Source organism: Providencia sp. JGM181 (genome assembly GCF_018257375.1).
Classification (GTDB): domain Bacteria; phylum Pseudomonadota; class Gammaproteobacteria; order Enterobacterales; family Enterobacteriaceae; genus Providencia; species Providencia lanzhouensis.
In genome coordinates this window covers 1-21485 of the sequence record NZ_JAERJY010000049.1, presented here as the reverse complement: position 1 = coordinate 21485, position 21485 = coordinate 1, and the positions used below count along the sequence as shown (strand labels likewise).

The window sequence follows — 21485 nt, the reverse complement described above, 5'->3', positions numbered from 1 at the left end:
AAATAAAACCGTCTATTTAATGTTAAATTAAAATAGACGGTTAAATAAAATAATTAAATGCAGAATTTAATTATTTAGCTTTTTTTGCTTCAGCTGCTGCTTTAACAATCACCGCAAAAGCATCTGCTTTTAAGGACGCGCCGCCAACTAAAGCACCATCGATATCTGGTTGAGTGAATAACTCAGCTGCGTTGCCTGCGTTAACAGAACCGCCGTATTGAATGATTACTTGCTCAGCGACAGCTGCATCTTTTTTCGCAATGTGGCTACGAATAAATTTATGTACTGCTTGCGCTTGCGCTGGAGTTGCAGATTTACCCGTTCCGATTGCCCAGATTGGCTCATAAGCGATAACCGCGCCTTGGAATGCTTCTGCACCTAATGTGTTCAGGACTGCATCGATTTGACGAGCACAAACTTCTTCAGTCTTGCCAGCTTCGTTTTCTGCTTCGCTTTCACCGATACACAGAACTGGGATTAAACCTTGTTCTTTCAGCACTGCAAATTGTTTTGCAACGAACTCATCACTTTCTTTGTGATAAGTACGGCGCTCTGAGTGACCGATGATGATGTATTTTGCACCAACATCTTTCAGCATTTCAGCAGAAATTTCGCCAGTAAATGCGCCAGACAGGTTGACGTCAACGTTTTGTGCGCCTAATGCAATGCGGCTGCCAGCGATAGCGTGTTTAGCCTGAGTTAAGTACATTGCTGGTGGTGCAATTGCTACGTCACAGCCATCAACGCTGCTCAGTTCGTTACGCAGGCCAGCAATCAGTTCATTGACCATCTGGGTACTGCCGTTCAGTTTCCAGTTACCCATTACCAATGGATGTCGCATGTTATTTCCTCCAACCAAAAAGTTTGAATGATTTATCGATTAGTTTTTCATCACGCGATCAAAGTGTTACGCGCAACGAGACGTTTCTGTCGCTGTTCCTGCATTATAGGAACAATGGATAATAATAGCTTTGCTTTTCATCATGCTTATTGCTAGAGCGTGATCATCATCCATTTCGCGTGTTTGTTGCTCTCAATTATTTACTGCTTTCGCTTGCTTGTTGCTCTAGCTTAATCGGTTCAACAGCAAAAGTAAGCACATTATTGTCACTTTTTACCAAAATATATCGTAATGCACCTAATCTCGCTTCTTCTGCGCGAATTGGGGTTTTATTGGCCATAAACTTGTTCAGCGCGGCGGTCAGCTCAGGGGCTTTATCCAAAGAAACATTAGGGTCAAATTGATGAATAATAGCGATGATATAGCGCTCAATTAATTGGCGACTTTCTTGGGCGTCAGCTTCGTTGTCAGTAGGCAATAATGTGATTTGTAAGCTTTTAATTTTCTCACTACCCCGTTCGAGGACGGCAGATGAGTATATTTGTTGATTAATCCGTGATGCGGCACGAATGTAGGGCGCTGATATATCTTGGCTAGCAATCACTTTGTATTCGTGAAGATACAAATCTTTATAGGTTTGATTAAATTGACTACGTAGCTCTGGGATCGTGAGATTAAAGGTTGGCGCATCAGGCGCTAAATAGGCGACGCTTAAGTTGGTATCAGGTAACGTCGGTACCTTTTGGGAGAGTGCCATTTGTGGAAAATAGCACACAAAAGCGGTTATGATGATGGACATGGAACGGAATATTGGTTGAGCCATTTTTTCTGCCACTTATTCTTCAGAGATTAATATTGTATCAGGATTACACACAATGACATTACTACAATGGGCTTTTTCCTTTAAAGGCAGAATTGGACGACGACCATTTTGGGCGGGTGTTGCAGGCTGTTTTATTTTGATGACCCTGATTTCTCTCTTTCAAAACGCGTTTTCATTACCGGATGTTGTTGTGGTGGTGTTGTTTATTTTATTACTGTATCCCCTTGCTGCAATTTTCACTAAGCGCCTTCATGATAGAGGTAAACCGGGGGGATGGTTTGCTTTAGTCGTGTTAGCCTTTGCCCTTTTTTCCTTCGATGTCAGTCAATTGGCGGAAATTTGGCAATGGGGCATTGGACGCTTTCTTCCATTGCTGATTACGATGATGATGCTGATTGATTGTGGCGTTTTTGTAGGAATGGAAGGTGAAAATCCGTATGGAGAAAAGACAGATAAGGTTGATTATCTGTCTTAGCAGTTAGGCTATTACCAGTACTGTTCGCTAGTAATATGTCCCGGTTTACGGCGTAAATGTTTAACTAACCCGTGGGTTTCTTTGAGTTTATCCCGTGTATCTCGCACCATTTCTGGGTTGCCACACAGCATGATGTGGCATTTATCTGCGTCAATCGGCAACCCAACAAACTCTTCCAATTGATGATCTTCAATTAATGCGGGAACCCGTCCATATAGTGAGCCGGGGGCGTGTTCACGGCTCACAACAGTGACAATGCGTAGTTTTCCTTGGAATTGCTGCTCTAATTGCTGCATGAGCGGCAGGTAACTCAGATCTTTTTGGTAACGCACGGCATGCAGTAAGACGATTTTTTCAAAGCGTTCTAGCCCTTTATTCTCTTGTAAAATAGAGAGAAATGGACCAATAGCCGTACCTGTTGAAAGCATCCAAAGATGTTTACATTCTGGGATTTCATCTAGCACAAAGAAGCCAGAGGCCTCATCGGTGATTTGCAGTGTATCGCCGATTTGTAGCTCAGCTAGCTTCGGGCTCAGTTTTCCATTGGGAACAATGACAAAATAGAATTCAAGGCGGTTGTCACTGGGGGCATTCACATACGAGTAGGCGCGGGCAACGCGTTCCCCATTAACTTCAAGGGCGAGTTTAGCAAATTGTCCTGCAATAAACGGTTGAATAGGCGCATCCACCACTAAACTAAACAAGGTTTCTGTCCAATATTTGGCCTCAACCACCCGACCTGTTACCCAATTCGCCATAAATTTGTCCCTCTTATCGAAAAAGCCTCAGAGAAAGTATTCAACAGTGTGAATTATTTAAGATATACATTGCTGAAGTTAATAGGATTTCATACTAGATCAGTTCATTGTTTATGCTTATCGATAAAGTGTTTTAGTGGATTATTCTGTAAATGGGGAGTTTGGTAATTTTAATGTACAGTTAAGTTGACAGAGGTGGCGAATATTACTGCCAACGCAAAGTAAATTAAAATGGTGTCCTACCTCGAAAAATTCATAAATTTTGTTATCTTTATCACACAAGAACAACATCAATTGTTTGCTAGTTATATAATTCCAATGTAATGGGCAAAACAACGAATAAAAATCTATTATTTAATCCTGAGTGCAACTGTTCGTGTTATTAAACTTTAATAATGCGGCGCTATTGTGTGCTCAGGAATTGTGAATGTCTGAGAGCAAAATGAGAAAGCTTGAAAATTTTAATCTGTTGCTAATGTTGATTGCCCTCGCTGCGGTTGGGCAAATGACTCAAACTGTTTATGTTCCCGTTATTGCTGAAATTGCGGTGTATTTCGGTGAACCTTCGGGTGCCGTACAGCGCGTTATGGCGGCGTATCTGTTTTCTTACGGTTTTTCCCAGTTACTGTATGGCCCGTTATCTGACCAAATTGGTCGCCGTCCGGTGATTTTAGCCGGGTTATCTATCTTCTTAATTTCAACGATTGTCGCTATTTTCGCCCCAACATTGACGGTATTGACAGTAGCGAGTGGTTTACAAGGTTTAGGTACAGGGGTTGCTGGAGTAATGGTGAGAACCATGCCGCGTGACCTGTATAAAGGCACTGCACTACGTTACGCCAATAGTTTGCTCAATATGGGGGTGTTAGTGAGCCCACTGTTAGCCCCTATGTTTGGTGGGATACTGGCGCACTTTTTTGGTTGGCACGCCTGTTATATTTTCTTATTCCTGTTGGGTGGCGGAGTGTTGTTCAGTATGTATCGCTGGATGCCGGAGACTCGTCCTATTTCACCTGAAAAACATAATTTAGTGGCGTCATACCGTGAATTATTATCTAACGGTTCGTTTCTTTCGTATTTGACGATGTTGATTGGTGCTCTGGCGGGGATCGCAGTTTTTGAAGCTTGTAGCGGTGTATTGATGGGTGGTGTCTTAGGGCTAAGCAGTATTACCGTCAGTATTCTGTTTATTTTGCCTATTCCTGCGGCGTTCTTTGGTGCTTGGTACGCGGGGCGTGAAGGTAAGAATTTCTCCACCTTGATGTGGCAGTCTGTACTGATTTGTTTAGCTGCGGGCATCATGATGTGGGTACCAGGTTGGTTTGGCATCATGAATACATGGACACTGTTGGTACCTGCCGCCATTTTCTTCTTTGGTGCTGGAATGTTATTCCCGTTGGCGACTACTGGTGCGATGGAGCCATTCCCATATTTAGCCGGTGCCGCAGGGGCATTAGTGGGTGGTTTACAGAACGTGGGTTCTGGTGTTGCAACGTGGGTGTCTGCGTTAATGCCACAAAATGGCCAGTTTAGCCTTGGTTTGTTGATGTTCTTGATGTCGATGCTAGTCGTATTGTGCTGGCTGCCATTAGCGCGTCGTATGAGTCATACCGAGCGTATGGTTTAATTTAGAGTGTTGTTTTAGATTTATGTTCAGGGGGCAAATAAGCCCCCTGATTTATTATGCGGCTAATGGTATGAAATGCGCTGCTTCAATCCATTGAGTGGCCTGTTGTTGTGCGCCAATTGTGTCCTCTTTCATTCCTGCCATTTGTGAAGCGAGCGAGTTAAATTCCATAGGGCGATCGTAGTTTAGAAATTCCTTATTTTCTGAGAGTGTATTTTGGGCATTCTGTCCAATGAATATAGAATTAGCAGCTACGTCATCTTGTAAGTGGATATCGGAATATATTTTAATGCCTGCGATCTTTAAATCTGGGGTACTGTCTATCGTGCCTTTTACCGTCAAAATACCATCTTGAGCTGAAAGGTACCAAGGCTCTATAGGTGCATATTCTTGAATTTCACCTTGCTCATCATAAAGGCAGATGGTTGCCCAGTAGATATTGTTTGATGATGCAAATTCGCCAATATCAATTTGTTGATTAAGTTGCACATCAGACAGTAACTGAACATCGGATAGTACAGCCCGCTGAGGGAGTGATGCGAATGAATTTTCTTCATATAAATCAAAATGGTTGAGCGGAGTAAATGTTGCTTCAGTATCCACAATGGGCTGCGATGGGTCTAATGAAAAGTATTGCAGGTTTAATCGCCCTTTTTCGACCCATTTTGCACACAATGTTCGACTATCTTCACTCACCGACCAAAACAGTCTGCTACCACGCCAATAGTTATCTATCTGTAATTGTTCCGGCACAGTTTTTCCATCACCATAAATAAATAAGCGATTTGCTAGGGATTCAGGATTTTTATAGTGATAGAGCGTTGTGTCGTTGTTTTCTTTAGATTCGATAATCTCAATGCTGACTAATTCCCCCTTATTGGGAATGTTCAAATTAAGTTCGTTATCCCTCAAGGAAATTTTTAGGGATTCGGTGAGTAGACCGGATGGTGTGACATAGGTGATCGTCAAACTATGAGGGGAATCAGAATGATCCTGTTGGATCAATTGCCCGATAGTTTGAGTCACGGTGAGGTAGCTATAGGGGTGCTGTGAGCCATTAGGTAAAGGAAGAAATATGCCATTAAGTTGGTAGACGGAGACATATTCGCCTGGGACTTCACTTTCGTTAATTTTAGATAAAAAATGTTGAGCCAAGTAAATATAGTAATCTGAATGCGCTAAGAATGCGTCGTATTGATCGCTGTAATGAGGATAATCACTCGGATACATTGCGGGTATAATCTCATATTCTGGCTCGTCTTTACGGAAGGTTGTGTATTGCTGGCGATATGAATCATATGCAATGTTCTTACCATGACTTTCCGCTGGATATGGGTAACCTTCTTTTGTGGTATGGTCGAGTGCAAGACCATGCCCAAACATTTCATGCCATAAAATACTGGGTTTTGATATTCCGCCACCAAAGTTATGGGTTGCTAACCCAATCACACCTGATGTGCCCCCCTCCATAGATAGCGGCAGGATAGCGATATAAAAAAATTCGCTATACAGCTCTGTTCTCCGCGCTGCTTTTTGGCTCTCTAAATAAGAGCTCTCAATTTGTGACATTGATGGTTCTTGGATACTGCTTGGAGCGTCATATAAAAGATGAATCAGCGTCGTTCTATCTGTATAAATCGCATCATCTTGAACGATACAAGGGTATAAAGCCGATTTCTGAGGGATAGGGGGATAGCTATATAAGGTTAGCTGGTGAATGGGTAATTTGGCGAGCGCTTCTAATCCCCAACTGAGAGGAGAATAAGAGTAAGTACCGTGTCCATCTTGGTAAAGCGTTTTATGCGCGACATATGCAGTGATGGGCTTTATCTTTTTGATTCTAGGAAAAAAACTTCCTTCAGCGGTATAGAAGGGAAATGGTGTACCTTCACCAGGCATTGCGTATTTAGCTTCAACATTTTGGATGCCATATTGAGTTATTGGTATACCCCCCGCGAGAATTTGTATCTCCATATCAGGTTGAATCCATTTTCCCTTTATCGGCGCGGTATAGCTGTAACGGTGCCAATCTTTAGCTTCGAAGCTAGGCGTATTAGGCGGTGGGGTGAGAGCGGCGGGAAGGTTTGATGGACCCGTTAAAACCACTTTCTCTAATTCAATTCCCTCTTTATCTCGAATAATGGCCACAATATCGGGCGCTGTAGCCTCAGAGTCACTGGTAATATCAATTTTTAATAAAGCGGGTCGGTCAGCCGTTAAACTGAAGTATTTAGTATGGGGCTCAAGTAAGTGGGTTTGTGCTAGCTGAATATTGTGAATTTGCATATCGCTTGGCACGGGGTGATGGCGCATCTGAGGCTGATGATAAACCGGATCTGGTAACGTAAAAGTACGCTTACTTGGAAGGGACAGATAAGGCGCTTCTTCAGATTGTAGCTGAATAGACATAGGGGCAGAAACAGAGCCATCTTTCATAATGGCAATAAAATCAAACTGGTCATGCCCACGGAAAGATTGTTTACCATCAGGTATATATTGCCATTCTCCGGTTATTTCGTTTAATACAACCTCTCCAAATAATGGCTCTTCAATAAGCTGAAAATACACAATTTCCTCATGAAATGGCAAACTTCCAGACAGCACACCTACGTGAAATTGATTGGCGATACCATGGGGATTTTCTGCAATAAGAAGAGGGTGTAACTGCTGATTTTTTAGCTGAAATTGGGAAACAATCATGCCGCCACAGGTGATGACAATCTGGTTATTTTTATAGTGAGCGGAGATAAGTGGGAGTTCAAGATCAGCGAGTTGCTGATTAATATAGTCTTCGATTTCGGCAGCAAGTCCCTCCCAGGAATCGTGTGATGATAGGCTGATATCATCCAGCCTCAAAACAGTGTTCAGCCGTGAGTTATTAATCTGAATTGAAAAAGAGTGGCTATTTTGTAACGTCGCTTCCGTGAGTGCGAACGAGCTTATAGACGTAGAAGGTAATGACAGTGCCTGTTGGTAGCCATCAGGGTTGAATAAAGAATGTGGGGCAGGTTGCTCAACCGAGGTATTTTCTGTGGTAATCAAGGGAGTGTGATGAATGAAATCATCAGGAATAAACTGTACTGATTCTTGCCCTGAAAACCCCCACCCTAAGCGGATATTGGGGGCATTATCTTGTGTCGTGGTGGTGATTTTAAAGTGAACTTGCTGCCCCTTTTGGATATGTTTAATCACGATTTCGCCACATTCATCTTGAGCATTAATTTGATGAGTGTACTGATCAATATCCAGTGTGAGGTTATAGGGATGATATTGCGTATCCACATAGAGGATAAGGCGTTCAGATTTAGGCACGGTGAGAACGCCTTCATAAACCCAAGTGGTTGGCTCTATTTGTTGAGGTAATCCGCTGAAATAGTAAGTTAAATTATCTAGAATATAATATTTTTGCTCGGAGCTATCTTCATCGGATGCAGGGGTGGCAGTGACGGATATCCCTGGTTGAGAATATTGAGTGAAAATCGTTGTATCTTGCTCAGACGCTGGAGAGTCTTGTATGTATTCTAGCTCGTCAAGAAGCAATTGAACTGGCTTCGAGATAAGCGTTGTATCATTTTCAATAATCAGTAAGCCGCCACCAGTCAATTCAAGCCAATGTCGTGCCAGCTCTACTTGCAGATCGTTAGCATCACTCGCAAGAATGAGCATGCCATAATGGCGCTCTGATTGGCCGCTTGGAAGTAGTAACTCAACAAATTGCGATTGAGAACGAGGCTCTCCATCGCGCCATTGATGAGGGGAGTTAAAGCTATCAACCCATAAATTATGCAATGGATGGAATTTAAACCCTGAAAAATCATCTTCATCTAGAGTGCTTAATAGATAGTTTTTTCGCTGTTCTCCCGGTAAACGAGGCTTATCCAGTAACCAGTTTGTGATATCAAAAGCGGCTTGTCCTGAATGCGTTTTCTGAGGATCGTCTTGCAGTCCTTCGAAGTAAAAACTGTCTGTGTGGATTTTTGCAACTCGTCCTCGATTTCTGTATAGGCCAAGCTCTAAATATCCATGCTGTTGTGCTTGGGATGTGAGTTGTGCACTGGGTTGATTGGTGTGCATCAATGCATATTTTTTTCGGTTATCCATAACCTTCACTCCGGAAATAATCTAAAAATAATTTTTTATAAAAGAATTTATAAACATAGTTATTGCAGGAACGAATTCTAGATAAGCAGGCGGGAGCTTTCTAATTTATTATTTATCTGATAATTGTCTTTTTATTTATTAGCTAATTACTGGTGTGGTTTGATGGGAAAATTTCATAAAAAAAGCAGTGCCGGAGCACTGCTTTGACGGTTTGTTTAGCAATATATTTTGTTTAGCAATATATGTCGTGATACCGAAAAATTAAGCGCGATCTTCCCACTCTTGGGCACGAGCGACCGCTTTTTTCCAGCCTTCGTATTTATAATTGCGCTCAGTGGTTTCAATACCCGGTTTAAAGACACGCTCAATGTTGGCTTTACTTTGCAGCTCATCCAAGCTTTCCCAGAATCCAACGGCGATACCCGCTAAGTAAGCGGCACCCAGCGCGGTGCTTTCACGGATTTCAGGGCGTTCTACAGAGGTGCCGAGAATGTCAGACTGGAACTGCATCAGGAAGTTGTTCGCAACGGCGCCACCGTCCACACGTAAGGCTTTAAGGCGCTCACCAGAATCGGCTTGCATCGCATCGAGGACATCGCGGGTTTGATACGCGATAGATTCCAGTGTTGCACGAATAATGTGGTTGCGGTTTGCCCCACGGGTTAAACCAAAGATAGCGCCGCGCGCATACGGATCCCAATAAGGAGCGCCTAAACCAGTGAATGCAGGCACCACATACACACCGTTGCTATCTTTAACTTTGGTTGCGAAATATTCGGAGTCGGTGGATTCATCAATCAGTTTCAGTTCATCACGCAGCCACTGAATAGAGGCACCACCCACAAACACCGCACCTTCAAGGGCATAGTTCACTTCGCCTTTAGGACCGCAAGCAATCGTGGTTAACAGACCATGGTTAGAACGAACCGCAGTATCGCCGGTATTCATCAATAAGAAGCAGCCAGTTCCGTAGGTATTTTTTGCCATACCAGATTTTACGCACAGTTGACCATACAGCGCCGCTTGTTGGTCACCCGCAATACCGGAAATTGGGATACGCGTACCGCCTTTACCCCCAATGTTGGTTTGTCCGTAAACTTCAGAAGAAGGGCGGACTTCTGGCAGCATGTTACGAGGAATATTTAACGCTTTAAGGATTTTGTCATCCCATTCTAAATTACGAATGTTGAATAACATGGTACGAGAAGCGTTGGTATAATCAGTGACGTGGACGCGACCTTGGGTCATTTTCCAAACTAACCAAGTATCGACAGTACCGAACAGTAATTCACCTTTTTCTGCGCGTTCACGAGCACCTTCGACGTTATCGAGGATCCATTTTACTTTGGTTCCTGAGAAGTAAGGGTCGACCACTAAACCCGTATTTTGTCGAATATACTCTTCAAGTTCTTTATCGTTCGTTTTTAAATGGGTACAAAAGTCAGCGGTACGGCGGCATTGCCAAACAATCGCATTATAGACGGGTTTACCTGTCGCTTTCTCCCAAACAATCGTGGTTTCACGTTGGTTGGTGATACCGATACCTGCCACTTCATCGGTACGAATATCGGCTTTAGCGAGAACTTCAATTAACGTCGAACTTTGCGTTGCCCAAATTTCCATTGGGTCATGTTCTACCCAGCCTGGTTTCGGGTAGATCTGCGTGAATTCGCGCTGGGAAATACTGACGATATTTGCATCATGGTCGAGAACGACAGCTCGTGAACTGGTTGTCCCTTGATCAAGAGCGACAATATATTTTTTAACGATATTGGTTTCTGTTGTCATAATTTAAACCTGTTCAGCAATGGGTTAATCTGGTTTTAGGTAAACCCAGTTTTAGAAATAATAAACGGTATTAAGAGGATTTTTTCTCTTCTTCATCAGACTCGCAAGTCATGCAAGGCAGATGGCGACCAATGAGTTTACGGTAACCGAATGCCCCTAGCAGACCACCAACAATCGGTGCAGTCAATGGGACAAGGAAATAAGGAATATCACGTCCGCCTGTCAGGGCAATATCACCCCATCCAGCTAAATAAGCCACGACTTTCGGACCAAAGTCACGCGCTGGGTTTAAGGCGAATCCAGTCAATGGACCAAAAGAGCCACCGATAACCGCAATTAAGATACCAATTAATAATGGTGCTAATGGACCTTTAGGAACGCCATTGCCATCATCAGTTAAACCTAAAATTAAGCAGACTAAAATGGCGGCAATTACCACTTCAATAAAGAATGCATGGAACACGCTGATTTGTGGCGCAGGGTAAGTTGAGAAGACACCCGCTGTAAACAAACTTTCTTGTGTGCCACGAACAATATGGTGAACTTGTTCGTAATCGAAAAAAACAGGGGAATACATTGAGTAAACTAGGGCAGCAGCACAAAAGCCCCCGAGCATTTGAGCGATAATGTAAGGAACGACTTTTCGCTTATCGAAACACGCGAATAACCATAATGCTAATGTGACGGCAGGGTTTAAGTGAGCGCCAGAGATGCCCGCAGTTAGGTAAACAGCCAGTGCGACGCCGAAGCCCCAAATCACACTAATTTCCCAAAGACCTAACTGAGCACCTGCAATACGTACAGCCGCGACACATCCTAAACCAAAAAAAACCAACAGAGCAGTTCCAAGAAACTCCGATATACACTGACCTGTCAGTGTTGAAGGTGTCATTTTGCTCATAAATGTTCATCCTGCAATAGTTGTTAAGAGAGGTGTTTTGCACGAGTATAATTTTCTCTGCGAAAATTTATTCTGTTAATTTAGCGAGAAAAAAGATAATCGAATATTGCGATTTGTGAAAACTGTGTGTCAAATCACCAAAAAACGAAAACAAACAATCATTTTTAAGGTCGAATTCAAACATTTGAATAGTCACGGGCGAGACAATTAAAAGAATAATGTTTGTAATCAAGTGTAAGTCACTGGACACAGAGGATCATGCTACTTACAATCGGGGGAAAGCGCTTATAAAGGGAGATCCGAACATGTCATTTGAAGTATTTGAGAAACTAGAATCCAAAGTTCAACAAGCCATCGACACCATCGCATTAATGCAAATGGAAATTGATGAACTGAAAGAACAAAACAGTACATTAAGCCAAGAGTTACAAGCCAACAAATCAGGTACTGAATCACTGGTTCGTGAAAATGAACAGCTGAAGCAAGAGCAGGCGACTTGGCAGGAGCGTTTACGGACCCTGCTCGGCAAGATGGAAGAAGTCTAATTCCCTTCATACTTCAAGCCACAGGGGTGTTGGCTTCGTTTGGATACCCGAATCACATACTTGTGTATGCTCATCGGGATATCCTCCACTCGCCGCCTACCTGTGACTCGAATTATTTTGGGAATGCAGAGAAGTGTTTTCTGAAAGAAGTGAAAATCAGAAAGCGGAAAACAGAAAAGAAAAAGGCAGATAGTGATATCTGCCTTTTTTGTGGAATTTGGTGGGGATTATTCGTCGATGGCTTCGTCGAAATCGTCGTTGGCTGCTTGGGTTAGTGGTTCTTCGGATAAAATCATGCCCGTGTTATCGGCATACAGATAATCGCCAGAGAAGAACGTCACGCCGCCAAAATTAACGCGGATATCGCTTTCGCCGATACCTTCGTCAGGGCAACCCGCAGGGATTGCAGCAACTGCTTGGATGCCGAGATCTAACTCCATTAATGCATCCACTTGACGGACGGCACCGTAAACCACAATACCTTCCCAGCCATTGTCTACCGCTAATCGAGCAAGTTCAGCGTCAATCAGCGCTTTACGCACTGAACCACCGCCATCCACCAGCAAGATGCGCCCATGGCCGTCTTCTTCCAGCAAATCATACAGAATGCCATTATCTTCAAAGCATTTTACTGTAATGATTTGACCGCCAAATGAAGTACGTCCACCAAAGTTGGAGAATAAAGGTTCTACTACATTAACGCTTTCTTGGTAGATGTCGCAGAGTTCGGAAGTATCATATTTCATAGGATTTAGGTCTTTTTTGCTGCAAGAGGAAGGTCAGTATATCCCTTTTAGTCACTGATTGGCAAAATTCCCGCCAGAAAATAAGCGGGAAAAGTCAAAAAAACAGCAAATAATTGAGACTATTTACTCAGGATAACCCCAAGGGAGAATAAAACGTTGGTGACTAAAGCGATTTTCACCATATTTTCTAACATTGGGCGCATCCCTTCTGGGGTAGGATCAGAAAGCACTTTGCGCACATGATTCATCAGCATTGGTACCGCCAATAAGAATAACCAGCCCGCCCAACCTGTTAAATAGAGTAAATTGAAAAATACCAAACATAAGATGGAAACGATGATGATAATGGCGTGGTACATGCGCGCGCCTTGTGGACCTAAACGCACTGCCAACGTGTTTTTACCCGCTTTAATGTCGTTTTCAATATCACGCATGTTATTGATATTTAAAACAGCTACAGACAGTAAACCGCAAGCTGTTGCTGGTAGGATAGTGATGATATTAAAGCTATTCGCTTGTAGGTAAAAAGTACCAATCACACTTAACCAACCAAAGAAAATGAGGACGGAAATATCCCCAAGGCCAAGGTAGCCATAAGGTTTTTTACCGACGGTATACGTAATGGCAGCCACGATAGCCACTAACCCTAAGCCAAGGAATCCGATGGCATCTTCTGGTTTTTCGCACGCGACAATAATCAACAATAGACCGGAAAGGCAAGCCGCGAAGATATTCAGCTTCAGCGCTTTTTTCATATCTTCTTTGGTGATGACGCCTTTTTGCATTCCACGCAGAGGTCCGATGCGTTCAGCGGTGTCTGAGCCTTTAATCGCATCGCCATAGTCATTGGCGAGGTTAGATAAAATTTGTAATAAGCCCGCTGTGATAATAGAAAGCAGAGCGACAGGCCACTTAAAGTTACCCGTGAAATAGGTCAATGCGGATCCAGTGACGATGGCAATCACCCCTAATGGTAGGGTTTTTGGTCGTAAACTTTCTAGCCAAGCTTGTTTGCGGCTGATTGAAGATGAGTTCATGTAATTTATTCACCGTACTCGTGATATTTCAATGGGTAACGTGGCTTTGCTGCTGAGTGACCGTTTGAATTATTGGGAGTAAATGTTCTTATTAAGTTGGATTTTATATGTCAAAAGTGCAGCAAGATTGCTGCACTTTAGCTAACATCCATTAAGGATACATGAAAACCTGATAATTAATAAGATTATAAAATAAATCTACTCAGGTCTTCGTCTGCTACCAGTTCGTCTAAGTGCTGGCGGACATACTCAGCATCGATTGTAATGCTTTGTCCGTCGCGCTCGCTGGCGTCGAAAGAGATATCTTCCATCAGACGTTCTAGCACAGTATGTAAACGACGCGCACCGATATTCTCGGTTGATTCATTCACTTGCCATGCAGATTCTGCAATTTTACGAATACCATCTGCGGTGAATTCAACGCTAACACCTTCTGTTGCCATCAACGCTTTGTACTGTTCAGTCAAAGAAGCATTAGGCTCAGTTAAGATGCGCTCGAAATCTTCAGTGGTCAGCGCCTGAAGTTCAACACGAATTGGCAGACGACCTTGCAGTTCCGGAATCAAATCAGATGGGCTAGAAACTTGGAATGCCCCAGATGCGATAAACAGGATGTGGTCAGTTTTCACCATACCGTGTTTGGTTGAGATGGTGCAGCCTTCGATTAATGGTAATAGGTCACGCTGAACCCCTTCACGGGACACATCTGGACCTGAACTTTGACCGCCGCGTTTACAGATTTTATCAAACTCATCAATAAACACGATACCGTTTTGTTCAACGGCTTCAATGGCTTGTTCTTTCAGCTCTTCAGGATTAACCAGTTTTGCCGCTTCTTCTTCCACCAGCAGTTTAAAAGCTTCTTTGATTTTCATCTTACGAGGCTTCTGTTTTTGACCTGCTAAGTTTTGGAACATAGATTGTAGCTGGTTGGTCATCTCTTCCATGCCTGGAGGAGCCATGATTTCAACGCCCATTGGTGCTGCGGAAACTTCAATTTCAATTTCTTTATCGTCTAATTGACCTTCACGTAACTTCTTACGGAATGCTTGGCGTGCTGGTGATTGCTCATCAACAGGCTCTGCTTGTCCCCAGTTATTTTTTGCTGGTGGGATCAACACATCAAGAATGCGTTCTTCCGCCATTTCTTCGGCACGATAACGGTTTTTCTCGATAGACTGTAAACGCACCATTTTTACCGCAGAATCGGTAAGATCGCGGATGATAGAGTCAACTTCTTTACCTACATAGCCCACTTCCGTGAACTTAGTGGCTTCAACTTTGATGAATGGCGCATTTGCCAGTTTGGCTAAACGGCGTGCGATTTCGGTTTTACCTACCCCGGTAGGACCAATCATCAGTATGTTTTTTGGAGTCACTTCATGGCGTAAATGCTCATTTAACTGCATACGGCGCCAGCGGTTACGCAGGGCGATAGCAACAGAACGTTTAGCTTTATGTTGACCAATAATATGGTTGTCGAGTTCGCTGACAATTTCGCGTGGAGTCATTTCGGACATGCTAGCAATCCTTATGATTTTGAAGAAATTTCTTCAAAGTTGACATTATGGTTGGTGTAAATACAGATATCTCCCGCTATCGCGAGGGCTTTTTCCGCGATTTCGCGAGCGCTTAAGTCTGTATTTTCGAGAAGGGCGCGTGCTGCTGATTGGGCATATGGACCACCAGAGCCAATCGCAATCAGGTCATTTTCAGGCTGAACGACGTCGCCATTACCCGTAATAATTAATGAAGTGTGTTCATCAGCGACGGCAAGCAGTGCTTCTAATTTGCGCAGCATGCGGTCGGTACGCCAATCTTTGGCTAATTCCACCGCCGCTTTAGTGAGGTGTCCTTGATGGAGTTCAAGTTTGCGCTCGAACAGTTCAAAGAGTGTGAATGCGTCTGCGGTGCCACCGGCAAATCCTGCAATGACTTTGTCGTTATATAAACGGCGAACTTTGCGGACATTGCCTTTCATGACGGTATTACCCATCGTCGCCTGTCCATCACCACCGATTACAACTTGGCCATTACGGCGAACACTTACGATTGTTGTCATGAGTTAGCCCCTGGTTGTATTACAAAAAGAATGCAGTTGATTTCATTTTTTGATAGATAAATTTCAAGTGATAGTGGTCTATTCACTATCACTTGAAAGAGATTGATCTCAAAAATAACTGCTTACGAGTACGTTAAAACAGTAGATGGGGGGGCGGCGGGGATTTTTCAACCCCCAGAAGCACGAAGAATACAACCACTCACGCCAACGCCTGCTGCACGGTCACGCATGCTTTCAGCGGTGGACTTAGAATATGGGCCTAATACGATGCGATGCCAGCCACCACCTGCGGTGACGCGACTTTCGATACCCGCAAATGCGAGAGTGGCACGTACTGACTCAGCCTGCTCTGCTGTTTTAAATGAACCGCATTGAACGAGCATATTCTGCATTTTATTCACCGGAGCCGTTTCAGGTTTAGGCTCAGATTTCACTTCCGGTTTTGTGACAGGCTGAGCTTGCTGAACTGGCGCAACTGGACGTGTTTCCGGTTTTTGCTCAATAATCGACGGTTTGCGTTGGGTTGGAGCTTCAACGGGCTTAGCTGGTTCATTGATCACTACTTGTGAGCGCGGTACCGGCTTACCATTAAATGGCACTTCTTGCAGGTTGGTCACAGGTTGACGACGATCAGAATCCATTTGTTCTAACAACTGGCGCTGTTCGGTAGTGAGATCAGACTGACGAATATTGCCGCTATTTGTGCTAGGTTGCGATGGCGAAGTGTAATCTTGCCAAGGCTCTTCCAGCTCCCTTTTATAGCGCCAAGGTTCTTCAGGTTTAGGTGGCAGCGTGCTACCCGGTTTTGCAGCTTGAGTGGGGAGTGCAGTTTGAGGCGCTTCTTTTTTATTATGAGTAATAAAAAATAGCCCACCTACGAATAACACCACAATAGCGACCGCCACAATTAATGTGGTTAGCGGTAGCCCTTGGGCCTTCTTCGATTTGCCTTTGCTTTTTTTACGAGCGGACGACCGTCCTCGAGCTACATAATCTTTTTGTGCCACGCTATTAATTCACTAGTTGTCAGTTGTTAATCGTTATTTAGGTCATATGTTACTTAACCTTAACGATTTTGCCTAGCATTTAGGCGCTTTTGTACTCTCTCTAACGATTAAATCAGAATCTAGGAGACGAGAACCTGCAGTGACACTATTTCCGTGTAGCTGTTCTAGTAATAATAGCATCGCATGGCGACCAATTTCCCTGCGAGGGTGATTGATGGTCGTCAGTGCGGGTAATGTATATTTGGCTTGCTCAAGGTTATCAAAGCCGACAAAAGAGATATCGTCTGGAATGTTCAGACCCATTTTCTTCGCTTGCCACATGGCACCGAATGCCATGATATCAGTATGGCAGAAAACGGCAGTCGGTGGCTCTGGTAAAGAAAGTAATGTTTTTAATGCTTCAGCGCCGCTTTCATGAGAGAAATCCCCACGAACAATATAGCTCTCTCTTAGCCCTTCTCCGGTGCGTAACATGGCTTTTTTATACCCTTCTAAGCGGTATTGGCTATGTGGCATCTCTTCAGGTCCTGCGATACAAGCAATACGTTTATGACCTTGTTTTAGCAGGTAATGGGTAGCATTGAAGGCCGCGGTGAGGTTATCAATATGCACCGTTGGGAGTTTTAACTCTGGCGCGAATTCGTTAGCCATCACAATTGGCGGTAGATTTTTTTGTTCTTCGGTTGAGACATCAAACGGTAAGTTAGAGCCCAACAGAACCATGCCATCAATCTGTTTGGTAATGATCAGGTTGATAAAGGCATTTTCTTGTTTCTGTTGATGTTTACAGTCACCAATCAGCACAAAGTAACCTTCGTGAGCAGCCACTTCTTCAATACCGCAGATCACATCGCTGAAGAATGGATCGCTAATGTCTGGGACGATCGCGAGAATAGTTTTGGATTCATTGCGTTTATAGCTGCGGGCAAGGTTATGAGGATAATAGCCAACATCTAAGACGGCTTGCTCAACTTTTTGGCGTGTTTGCAGGGAGACTTTTTCAGGGTTCATCAATGTCCGAGAAACGGTGGCTGTTGATACGCCAGCTGCGTTCGCGACATCTTTCATGGTCGCCGTATTATTGTGCTTTTTACTTTCCACAACGCCTTCCTTTGTCTATTTAATCGATTGCTTTTTTTTGAATGGCGCGAACACGTCATTTTGTTAATTAAAAGACATTCTAAAGAGTTTCACAATAATATCTGTTACCTAGTTTGCATAAAAAGTGTGACTTGCATCATTTTTTAGAGCTGCCTCGCAAAATTTGAAAATAGTTATAGTGATAACCACTTAATCCAAATTCTTAATCCATGCGTTTATGGCAAAAAATGACGGTTTAGTTATTGGAGTCAGTTAGTTACAGCACCCCTATTTCGGGTAAATGAGTGCTGTTAACCGTCCGTAGGATCTACGTCAATATTCCATTTTACCTTGCGGCTTTCCGGTTGTTTTAGTAACTCAGGTAATAATTGCGCCATAAACTGTTGCAGATAGGCGCGTGATGGATGTTGCAATAAAAGCTGCCAGCGAAAACGTCCGCCTCGTTTGGCTTGAATAGACGGTGCAGGACCTAAAATCCATAAGCGTGAGTCACTTTGTGGGTGTTGGCTAATATATTGGCGAACATTCTGTAAAAACTGCCTTGAATCCTGATTATTATGATCTTCAGACCGAATAAGAATGTGGCTAGTAAACGGTGGAAGCATTGCCACTCGGCGCTCTTCAAGGGCTTCTGCAGAAAAGGCGTTATAGCCACTTTCTAGTAAGGTGAGCAAAAGCGGGTGCTCAGGGTGGTGAGTCTGTAAGAACACTTCCCCCTGCTTACCTGCCCGTCCTGCTCGTCCTGAGACCTGCACATATAATTGTGCGAAACGTTCGGCGGCTCTAAAATCGCTAGAAAATAAGGCGCCATCAACATCCAGCAATGCCACGAGAGTCACATCTGGAAAATGGTGTCCTTTCGCCAGCATTTGTGTGCCAATCAAAATTCGCGCGCCACCTTCATGGACAGCGTTCAAATGTTGCTCCAGTTCCCCTTTTCGGCTGGTGGTGTCACGGTCAATACGGGTGACAGGCACATCCGGAAATAGCTCGGAAATTCCTTCTTCTAGCTGCTCGGTTCCCATTCCGACAGGCACTAAATGCGTTGATCCACATTGCGGGCATTGGCGCGGAACAGGGCGCTGGCTATCACAGTGATGGCAACGTAACTGATGAAAATTTTGGTGCAAAGTATAGTAATGATCACAACGCTGGCATTCCGCTATCCAACCGCATTCATGGCAGATAAGTGCAGGCGAATAACCTCGGCGGTTTAAAAATAAAATCACCTGATTATTTTGTGCGAGGTGATTTTTAATATGTTGGATCAGTAAATGGGATAGCCCAAATTTAAGCGGCTGCCCTTTTAAATCAATCAAATGCTGCTCAGCGGGACGGGCGTTTCCTGCACGGATAGTGAGATTTAATTGACGATATTTATTCTGTTGAACATTGCTCAGTGTTTCGAGTGATGGCGTCGCAGTTCCCATGATAATTGGGATATTTTCTTTTTTTGCACGGAAAACCGCCAAATCACGGGCATGGTAGCGCCAGCCATCTTGCTGTTTATACGAACTGTCATGCTCTTCATCGATAATAATAATGCCAAGACGGGCAAATGGCGTGAACAAGGCAGAGCGAGTCCCGATGATAATGCCGTTAGAACCTTGCTTTGCCCGTAACCAAACCGCTAAGCGTTCACTGTCATTGAGTGCAGAATGCAGCACATCCACAGGAACGTTAAAGCGTTCACGGAAGCGATTAATGGTTTGTGGTGTTAAGCCAATTTCGGGGACTAATACCAAGGCTTGTTTACCTTGAGCCAGAATATTTTCTAACACACTCAGGTAGACTTCGGTTTTTCCCGATCCGGTGATCCCCGCCAGTAACCACGGCGAAAAATTATCATCTTCTGCGCGAATTGCGCCTACAGCAGTGGCTTGTTCGCTATTGAGTCGTAAACGTTCTCCGCTGACGGCAAATTGCGATTGCCACTTTTCTGCAACCGGCTGAACAGGGTACAACTCGGCATACTGTTTTTTCTTTAATGCTTGCAGGGCGCTTTCACTGATTTCAAGCTCACTAACTTGATGGCGATAAACCGGACGGCGGCGTAAGAGCGCTAATGCTTGCTGCTGTTTTGGGGATCGTTTTAGCTCATTCAGATCCGCCGCTTGGCCTTCTTCAGTTACTTGCCATTGCCAGATCGGCGTAAATTCCGCAGGCTTCCCTTGGCGCAATAGGGTTGGCATCGCGTGAAATAGCACTTCGCCAATAGGATAATGGTAGTATTGAGATGACCATAACAGCAGCTGCCAGAGATCGTCGGGGAACAGGGTTTTTGAATCTAACACCAGCTCCACGGCTTTGAGTTGGTCTTCGGGAAATTCGCTTTTATCGCTCAGATTAACAACCACACCAAGGGCTTGGCGTTTGCCAAAAGGCACCATAACTCGTCCACCGATGACGGGGACTGGCATATTTGCACCCAAGAGATAATCAAATGTGCGATTTAATGGAACAGGTAACGCCACCTGAACGACGATCATAGCTGGATTTCCGTCTGTTTTTTGTACAAAAATATGAGGGTATTCTGTTAGAGTACCACAAAAATCATGCTATTTTCATTGCGTGATAAACAGATTTTCTGTATGATCCGCCGCCTTTGGTATCAATTAATTTTGTTTTGCCAATAAACTAAATTTAATCAACACGACGTGTGGTGTCCGGCGTTAGGGCTGGAATGGCGACACGGCCTTATTAGAGGTTCTCCCATGAAAAAAGGTATTCACCCTAAATACGAAGAAGTTACTGCAACTTGTTCTTGCGGCAACGTAATGAAAATCAACTCAACAGCTGGTCACTCTCTGAACCTGGACGTTTGTGGTAACTGCCATCCGTTCTATACTGGTAAACAACGTGATGTTGCTACCGGTGGTCGTGTTGATCGCTTCAACCAGCGTTTCAGCATCCCAGGTGCTAAAAAGTAATAAAACCTGTCACGTTGAAGTTGATTTAACGTATTCAGTAAGAAAACCTGTTCAATTGAACAGGTTTTTTATTGCTTAAAATTTACTGAATTAGGTGTATTAAAAACGGTAGGCGATCCCGAACATAAAGTCATGGCTGGCGAGATTGATGGTGGATGTTTCCGTCGCGTTTTTATCGAGGGCATTTGCCATGGATATTTTGTATTTACCTGCTTCGGTAAATCGATAGCCCAAGTCAAATGAGAGGTTATCGTTGAAAGCATATCGGCTACCCAGCCCTAAACTCCATGCTAGTTTATTGATTCTATCTGACTTTGATTGATTTGAACTTTGTTTAAAACCAAAAATTTCGAATTCTGACCGTTGTGTATTTTCATACCGTGTACTTGCTAATCCGAGCCCAAAAGAAATATAGGGCGTGAATGCGGTTTGATTTTTCATATCATAGTAGCTATTTAACATAACGGTCGTTAGCGTCGCTTCGTTTTTCATATCAGAAGAGCCAGAATTACTGGCTGAACCAGAAAGTGCATTAAGGTTATGAGTATCGCTAACTTTTCCTCGCATACCCACTTCTACCTCAGTGCGTACAGGCACTGAAAATTGGTCATAAAAATCATAGCCAATACCGATAAAATTACCAAAAGCAGGGTGACTTTTATCATTAAATTTTAGTGTTCTGAAATCAGATTTTTTTTCATTACTGTATTCGAATTTAGAATCATATATATTCAGGACAGATA

General features: G+C 43.6%; 18 protein-coding genes. 4 read left to right on the top strand and 14 right to left on the bottom strand.

The genetic code is table 11. The annotated features are described in order from the left end of the window. Window positions 1-70: 70 nt before the first annotated feature. Together tpiA and JK188_RS08660 are read right to left on the bottom strand one after the other, a co-directional pair. A complete protein-coding gene (tpiA, locus tag JK188_RS08665; RefSeq protein ID WP_036950832.1) occupies window positions 71-841 on the bottom strand; it encodes a triose-phosphate isomerase in 771 nt (256 codons plus the stop codon). A 196-nt stretch (window positions 842-1037) separates the two neighbouring features. After that, window positions 1038-1664, bottom strand: a complete 627-nt coding sequence (locus JK188_RS08660) for a DUF1454 family protein (RefSeq protein ID WP_211887664.1) — start codon at window positions 1662-1664, stop codon at window positions 1038-1040. Between the two features lie 52 nt (window positions 1665-1716). Between JK188_RS08660 and JK188_RS08655 the strand changes: the two genes are divergently transcribed. Then, a complete protein-coding gene (locus JK188_RS08655; protein WP_036950836.1) occupies window positions 1717-2139 on the top strand; it encodes a DUF805 domain-containing protein in 423 nt (140 codons plus the stop codon). Between the two features lie 11 nt (window positions 2140-2150). On the opposite strand, the gene fpr is transcribed toward JK188_RS08655, so the two are convergent. Further along, window positions 2151-2897 (bottom strand): ferredoxin--NADP(+) reductase, encoded by a 747-nt coding sequence (fpr, locus tag JK188_RS08650; RefSeq protein ID WP_154609494.1) that lies wholly within the window; start codon window positions 2895-2897, stop codon window positions 2151-2153. 442 nt (window positions 2898-3339) lie between these two features. Between fpr and emrD the strand changes: the two genes are divergently transcribed. Next, window positions 3340-4524, top strand: coding sequence for a multidrug efflux MFS transporter EmrD (emrD, locus tag JK188_RS08645; RefSeq protein ID WP_036950922.1), 1185 nt, complete (start codon window positions 3340-3342; stop codon window positions 4522-4524). A gap of 54 nt (window positions 4525-4578) precedes the next feature. Here emrD and JK188_RS08640 read toward each other — a convergent pair whose 3' ends face one another. The 3 genes from JK188_RS08640 to JK188_RS08630 form a co-directional block, all read right to left on the bottom strand. Next, window positions 4579-8625, bottom strand: a complete 4047-nt coding sequence (locus JK188_RS08640) for a hypothetical protein (protein WP_211887666.1) — start codon at window positions 8623-8625, stop codon at window positions 4579-4581. 261 nt (window positions 8626-8886) lie between these two features. Beyond that, entirely contained in the window at window positions 8887-10413 is a 1527-nt protein-coding gene (glpK, locus tag JK188_RS08635) for a glycerol kinase GlpK (protein ID WP_211887668.1), read from the bottom strand. 70 nt (window positions 10414-10483) lie between these two features. Then, window positions 10484-11314: an MIP/aquaporin family protein gene (locus JK188_RS08630; protein WP_036950846.1), complete on the bottom strand. Its 831-nt coding sequence runs from the start codon at window positions 11312-11314 to the stop codon at window positions 10484-10486. A gap of 305 nt (window positions 11315-11619) precedes the next feature. On the opposite strand from JK188_RS08630, the gene zapB reads away from it, so the two are divergent. Then, window positions 11620-11859 carry a cell division protein ZapB gene (gene zapB / locus JK188_RS08625; RefSeq protein WP_211887669.1) on the top strand — a complete coding sequence of 80 codons (240 nt, stop codon included), beginning with the start codon at window positions 11620-11622 and terminating at the stop codon, window positions 11857-11859. Between the two features lie 227 nt (window positions 11860-12086). Here the strand turns inward: zapB and rraA are convergent, their stop codons facing one another. The 7 genes from rraA to priA form a co-directional block, all read right to left on the bottom strand. Next, the gene (gene rraA / locus JK188_RS08620) at window positions 12087-12605 is read right to left on the bottom strand and encodes a ribonuclease E activity regulator RraA (RefSeq protein ID WP_154603274.1); all 519 of its coding nucleotides are present in this window, start codon (window positions 12603-12605) and stop codon (window positions 12087-12089) included. A 119-nt stretch (window positions 12606-12724) separates the two neighbouring features. Beyond that, window positions 12725-13642: a 1,4-dihydroxy-2-naphthoate polyprenyltransferase gene (locus JK188_RS08615; RefSeq protein ID WP_036950853.1), complete on the bottom strand. Its 918-nt coding sequence runs from the start codon at window positions 13640-13642 to the stop codon at window positions 12725-12727. A 185-nt stretch (window positions 13643-13827) separates the two neighbouring features. Next, on the bottom strand, window positions 13828-15162 hold the full coding sequence (hslU, locus tag JK188_RS08610; RefSeq protein WP_108479178.1) for an HslU--HslV peptidase ATPase subunit: 1335 nt from the start codon (window positions 15160-15162) through the stop codon (window positions 13828-13830). Window positions 15163-15173: 11 nt separating this feature from the next. Continuing rightward, the gene (hslV, locus tag JK188_RS08605; protein WP_006660514.1) at window positions 15174-15704 is read right to left on the bottom strand and encodes an ATP-dependent protease subunit HslV; all 531 of its coding nucleotides are present in this window, start codon (window positions 15702-15704) and stop codon (window positions 15174-15176) included. 167 nt (window positions 15705-15871) lie between these two features. Continuing rightward, window positions 15872-16711 (bottom strand): cell division protein FtsN, encoded by an 840-nt coding sequence (gene ftsN, locus JK188_RS08600; protein ID WP_211887671.1) that lies wholly within the window; start codon window positions 16709-16711, stop codon window positions 15872-15874. 72 nt (window positions 16712-16783) lie between these two features. Next, window positions 16784-17812 (bottom strand): DNA-binding transcriptional regulator CytR, encoded by a 1029-nt coding sequence (cytR, locus tag JK188_RS08595; protein ID WP_036950860.1) that lies wholly within the window; start codon window positions 17810-17812, stop codon window positions 16784-16786. A gap of 290 nt (window positions 17813-18102) precedes the next feature. Further along, window positions 18103-20301: a primosomal protein N' gene (priA, locus tag JK188_RS08590; RefSeq protein ID WP_211887673.1), complete on the bottom strand. Its 2199-nt coding sequence runs from the start codon at window positions 20299-20301 to the stop codon at window positions 18103-18105. A 225-nt stretch (window positions 20302-20526) separates the two neighbouring features. Here priA and rpmE point away from each other — a divergent pair, with 225 nt between their 5' ends. Beyond that, the gene (gene rpmE, locus JK188_RS08585) at window positions 20527-20742 is read left to right on the top strand and encodes a 50S ribosomal protein L31 (RefSeq protein WP_036950864.1); all 216 of its coding nucleotides are present in this window, start codon (window positions 20527-20529) and stop codon (window positions 20740-20742) included. Window positions 20743-20841: 99 nt separating this feature from the next. Here rpmE and JK188_RS08580 read toward each other — a convergent pair. After that, window positions 20842-21485, bottom strand: a 644-nt coding sequence (locus tag JK188_RS08580; RefSeq protein WP_211888635.1) for an outer membrane protein, incomplete at its 5' end; no start/stop codon positions are given.

Excerpts from the sequence above, each read along its gene's own strand:
- tpiA (WP_036950832.1), bottom strand. The coding sequence starts at position 841 with ATGCGACATCCATTGGTAATGGGTAACTGGAAACTGAACGGCAGTACC.
- JK188_RS08660 (WP_211887664.1), bottom strand. The coding sequence starts at position 1,664 with ATGGCTCAACCAATATTCCGTTCCATGTCCATCATCATAACCGCTTTT.
- JK188_RS08655 (WP_036950836.1), top strand. The coding sequence starts at position 1,717 with ATGACATTACTACAATGGGCTTTTTCCTTTAAAGGCAGAATTGGACGA.
- fpr (WP_154609494.1), bottom strand. The coding sequence starts at position 2,897 with ATGGCGAATTGGGTAACAGGTCGGGTGGTTGAGGCCAAATATTGGACA.
- emrD (WP_036950922.1), top strand. The coding sequence starts at position 3,340 with ATGAGAAAGCTTGAAAATTTTAATCTGTTGCTAATGTTGATTGCCCTC.
- JK188_RS08640 (WP_211887666.1), bottom strand. The coding sequence starts at position 8,625 with ATGGATAACCGAAAAAAATATGCATTGATGCACACCAATCAACCCAGT.
- glpK (WP_211887668.1), bottom strand. The coding sequence starts at position 10,413 with ATGACAACAGAAACCAATATCGTTAAAAAATATATTGTCGCTCTTGAT.
- JK188_RS08630 (WP_036950846.1), bottom strand. The coding sequence starts at position 11,314 with ATGAGCAAAATGACACCTTCAACACTGACAGGTCAGTGTATATCGGAG.
- zapB (WP_211887669.1), top strand. The coding sequence starts at position 11,620 with ATGTCATTTGAAGTATTTGAGAAACTAGAATCCAAAGTTCAACAAGCC.
- rraA (WP_154603274.1), bottom strand. The coding sequence starts at position 12,605 with ATGAAATATGATACTTCCGAACTCTGCGACATCTACCAAGAAAGCGTT.
- JK188_RS08615 (WP_036950853.1), bottom strand. The coding sequence starts at position 13,642 with ATGAACTCATCTTCAATCAGCCGCAAACAAGCTTGGCTAGAAAGTTTA.
- hslU (WP_108479178.1), bottom strand. The coding sequence starts at position 15,162 with ATGTCCGAAATGACTCCACGCGAAATTGTCAGCGAACTCGACAACCAT.
- hslV (WP_006660514.1), bottom strand. The coding sequence starts at position 15,704 with ATGACAACAATCGTAAGTGTTCGCCGTAATGGCCAAGTTGTAATCGGT.
- priA (WP_211887673.1), bottom strand. The coding sequence starts at position 20,301 with ATGATCGTCGTTCAGGTGGCGTTACCTGTTCCATTAAATCGCACATTT.
- rpmE (WP_036950864.1), top strand. The coding sequence starts at position 20,527 with ATGAAAAAAGGTATTCACCCTAAATACGAAGAAGTTACTGCAACTTGT.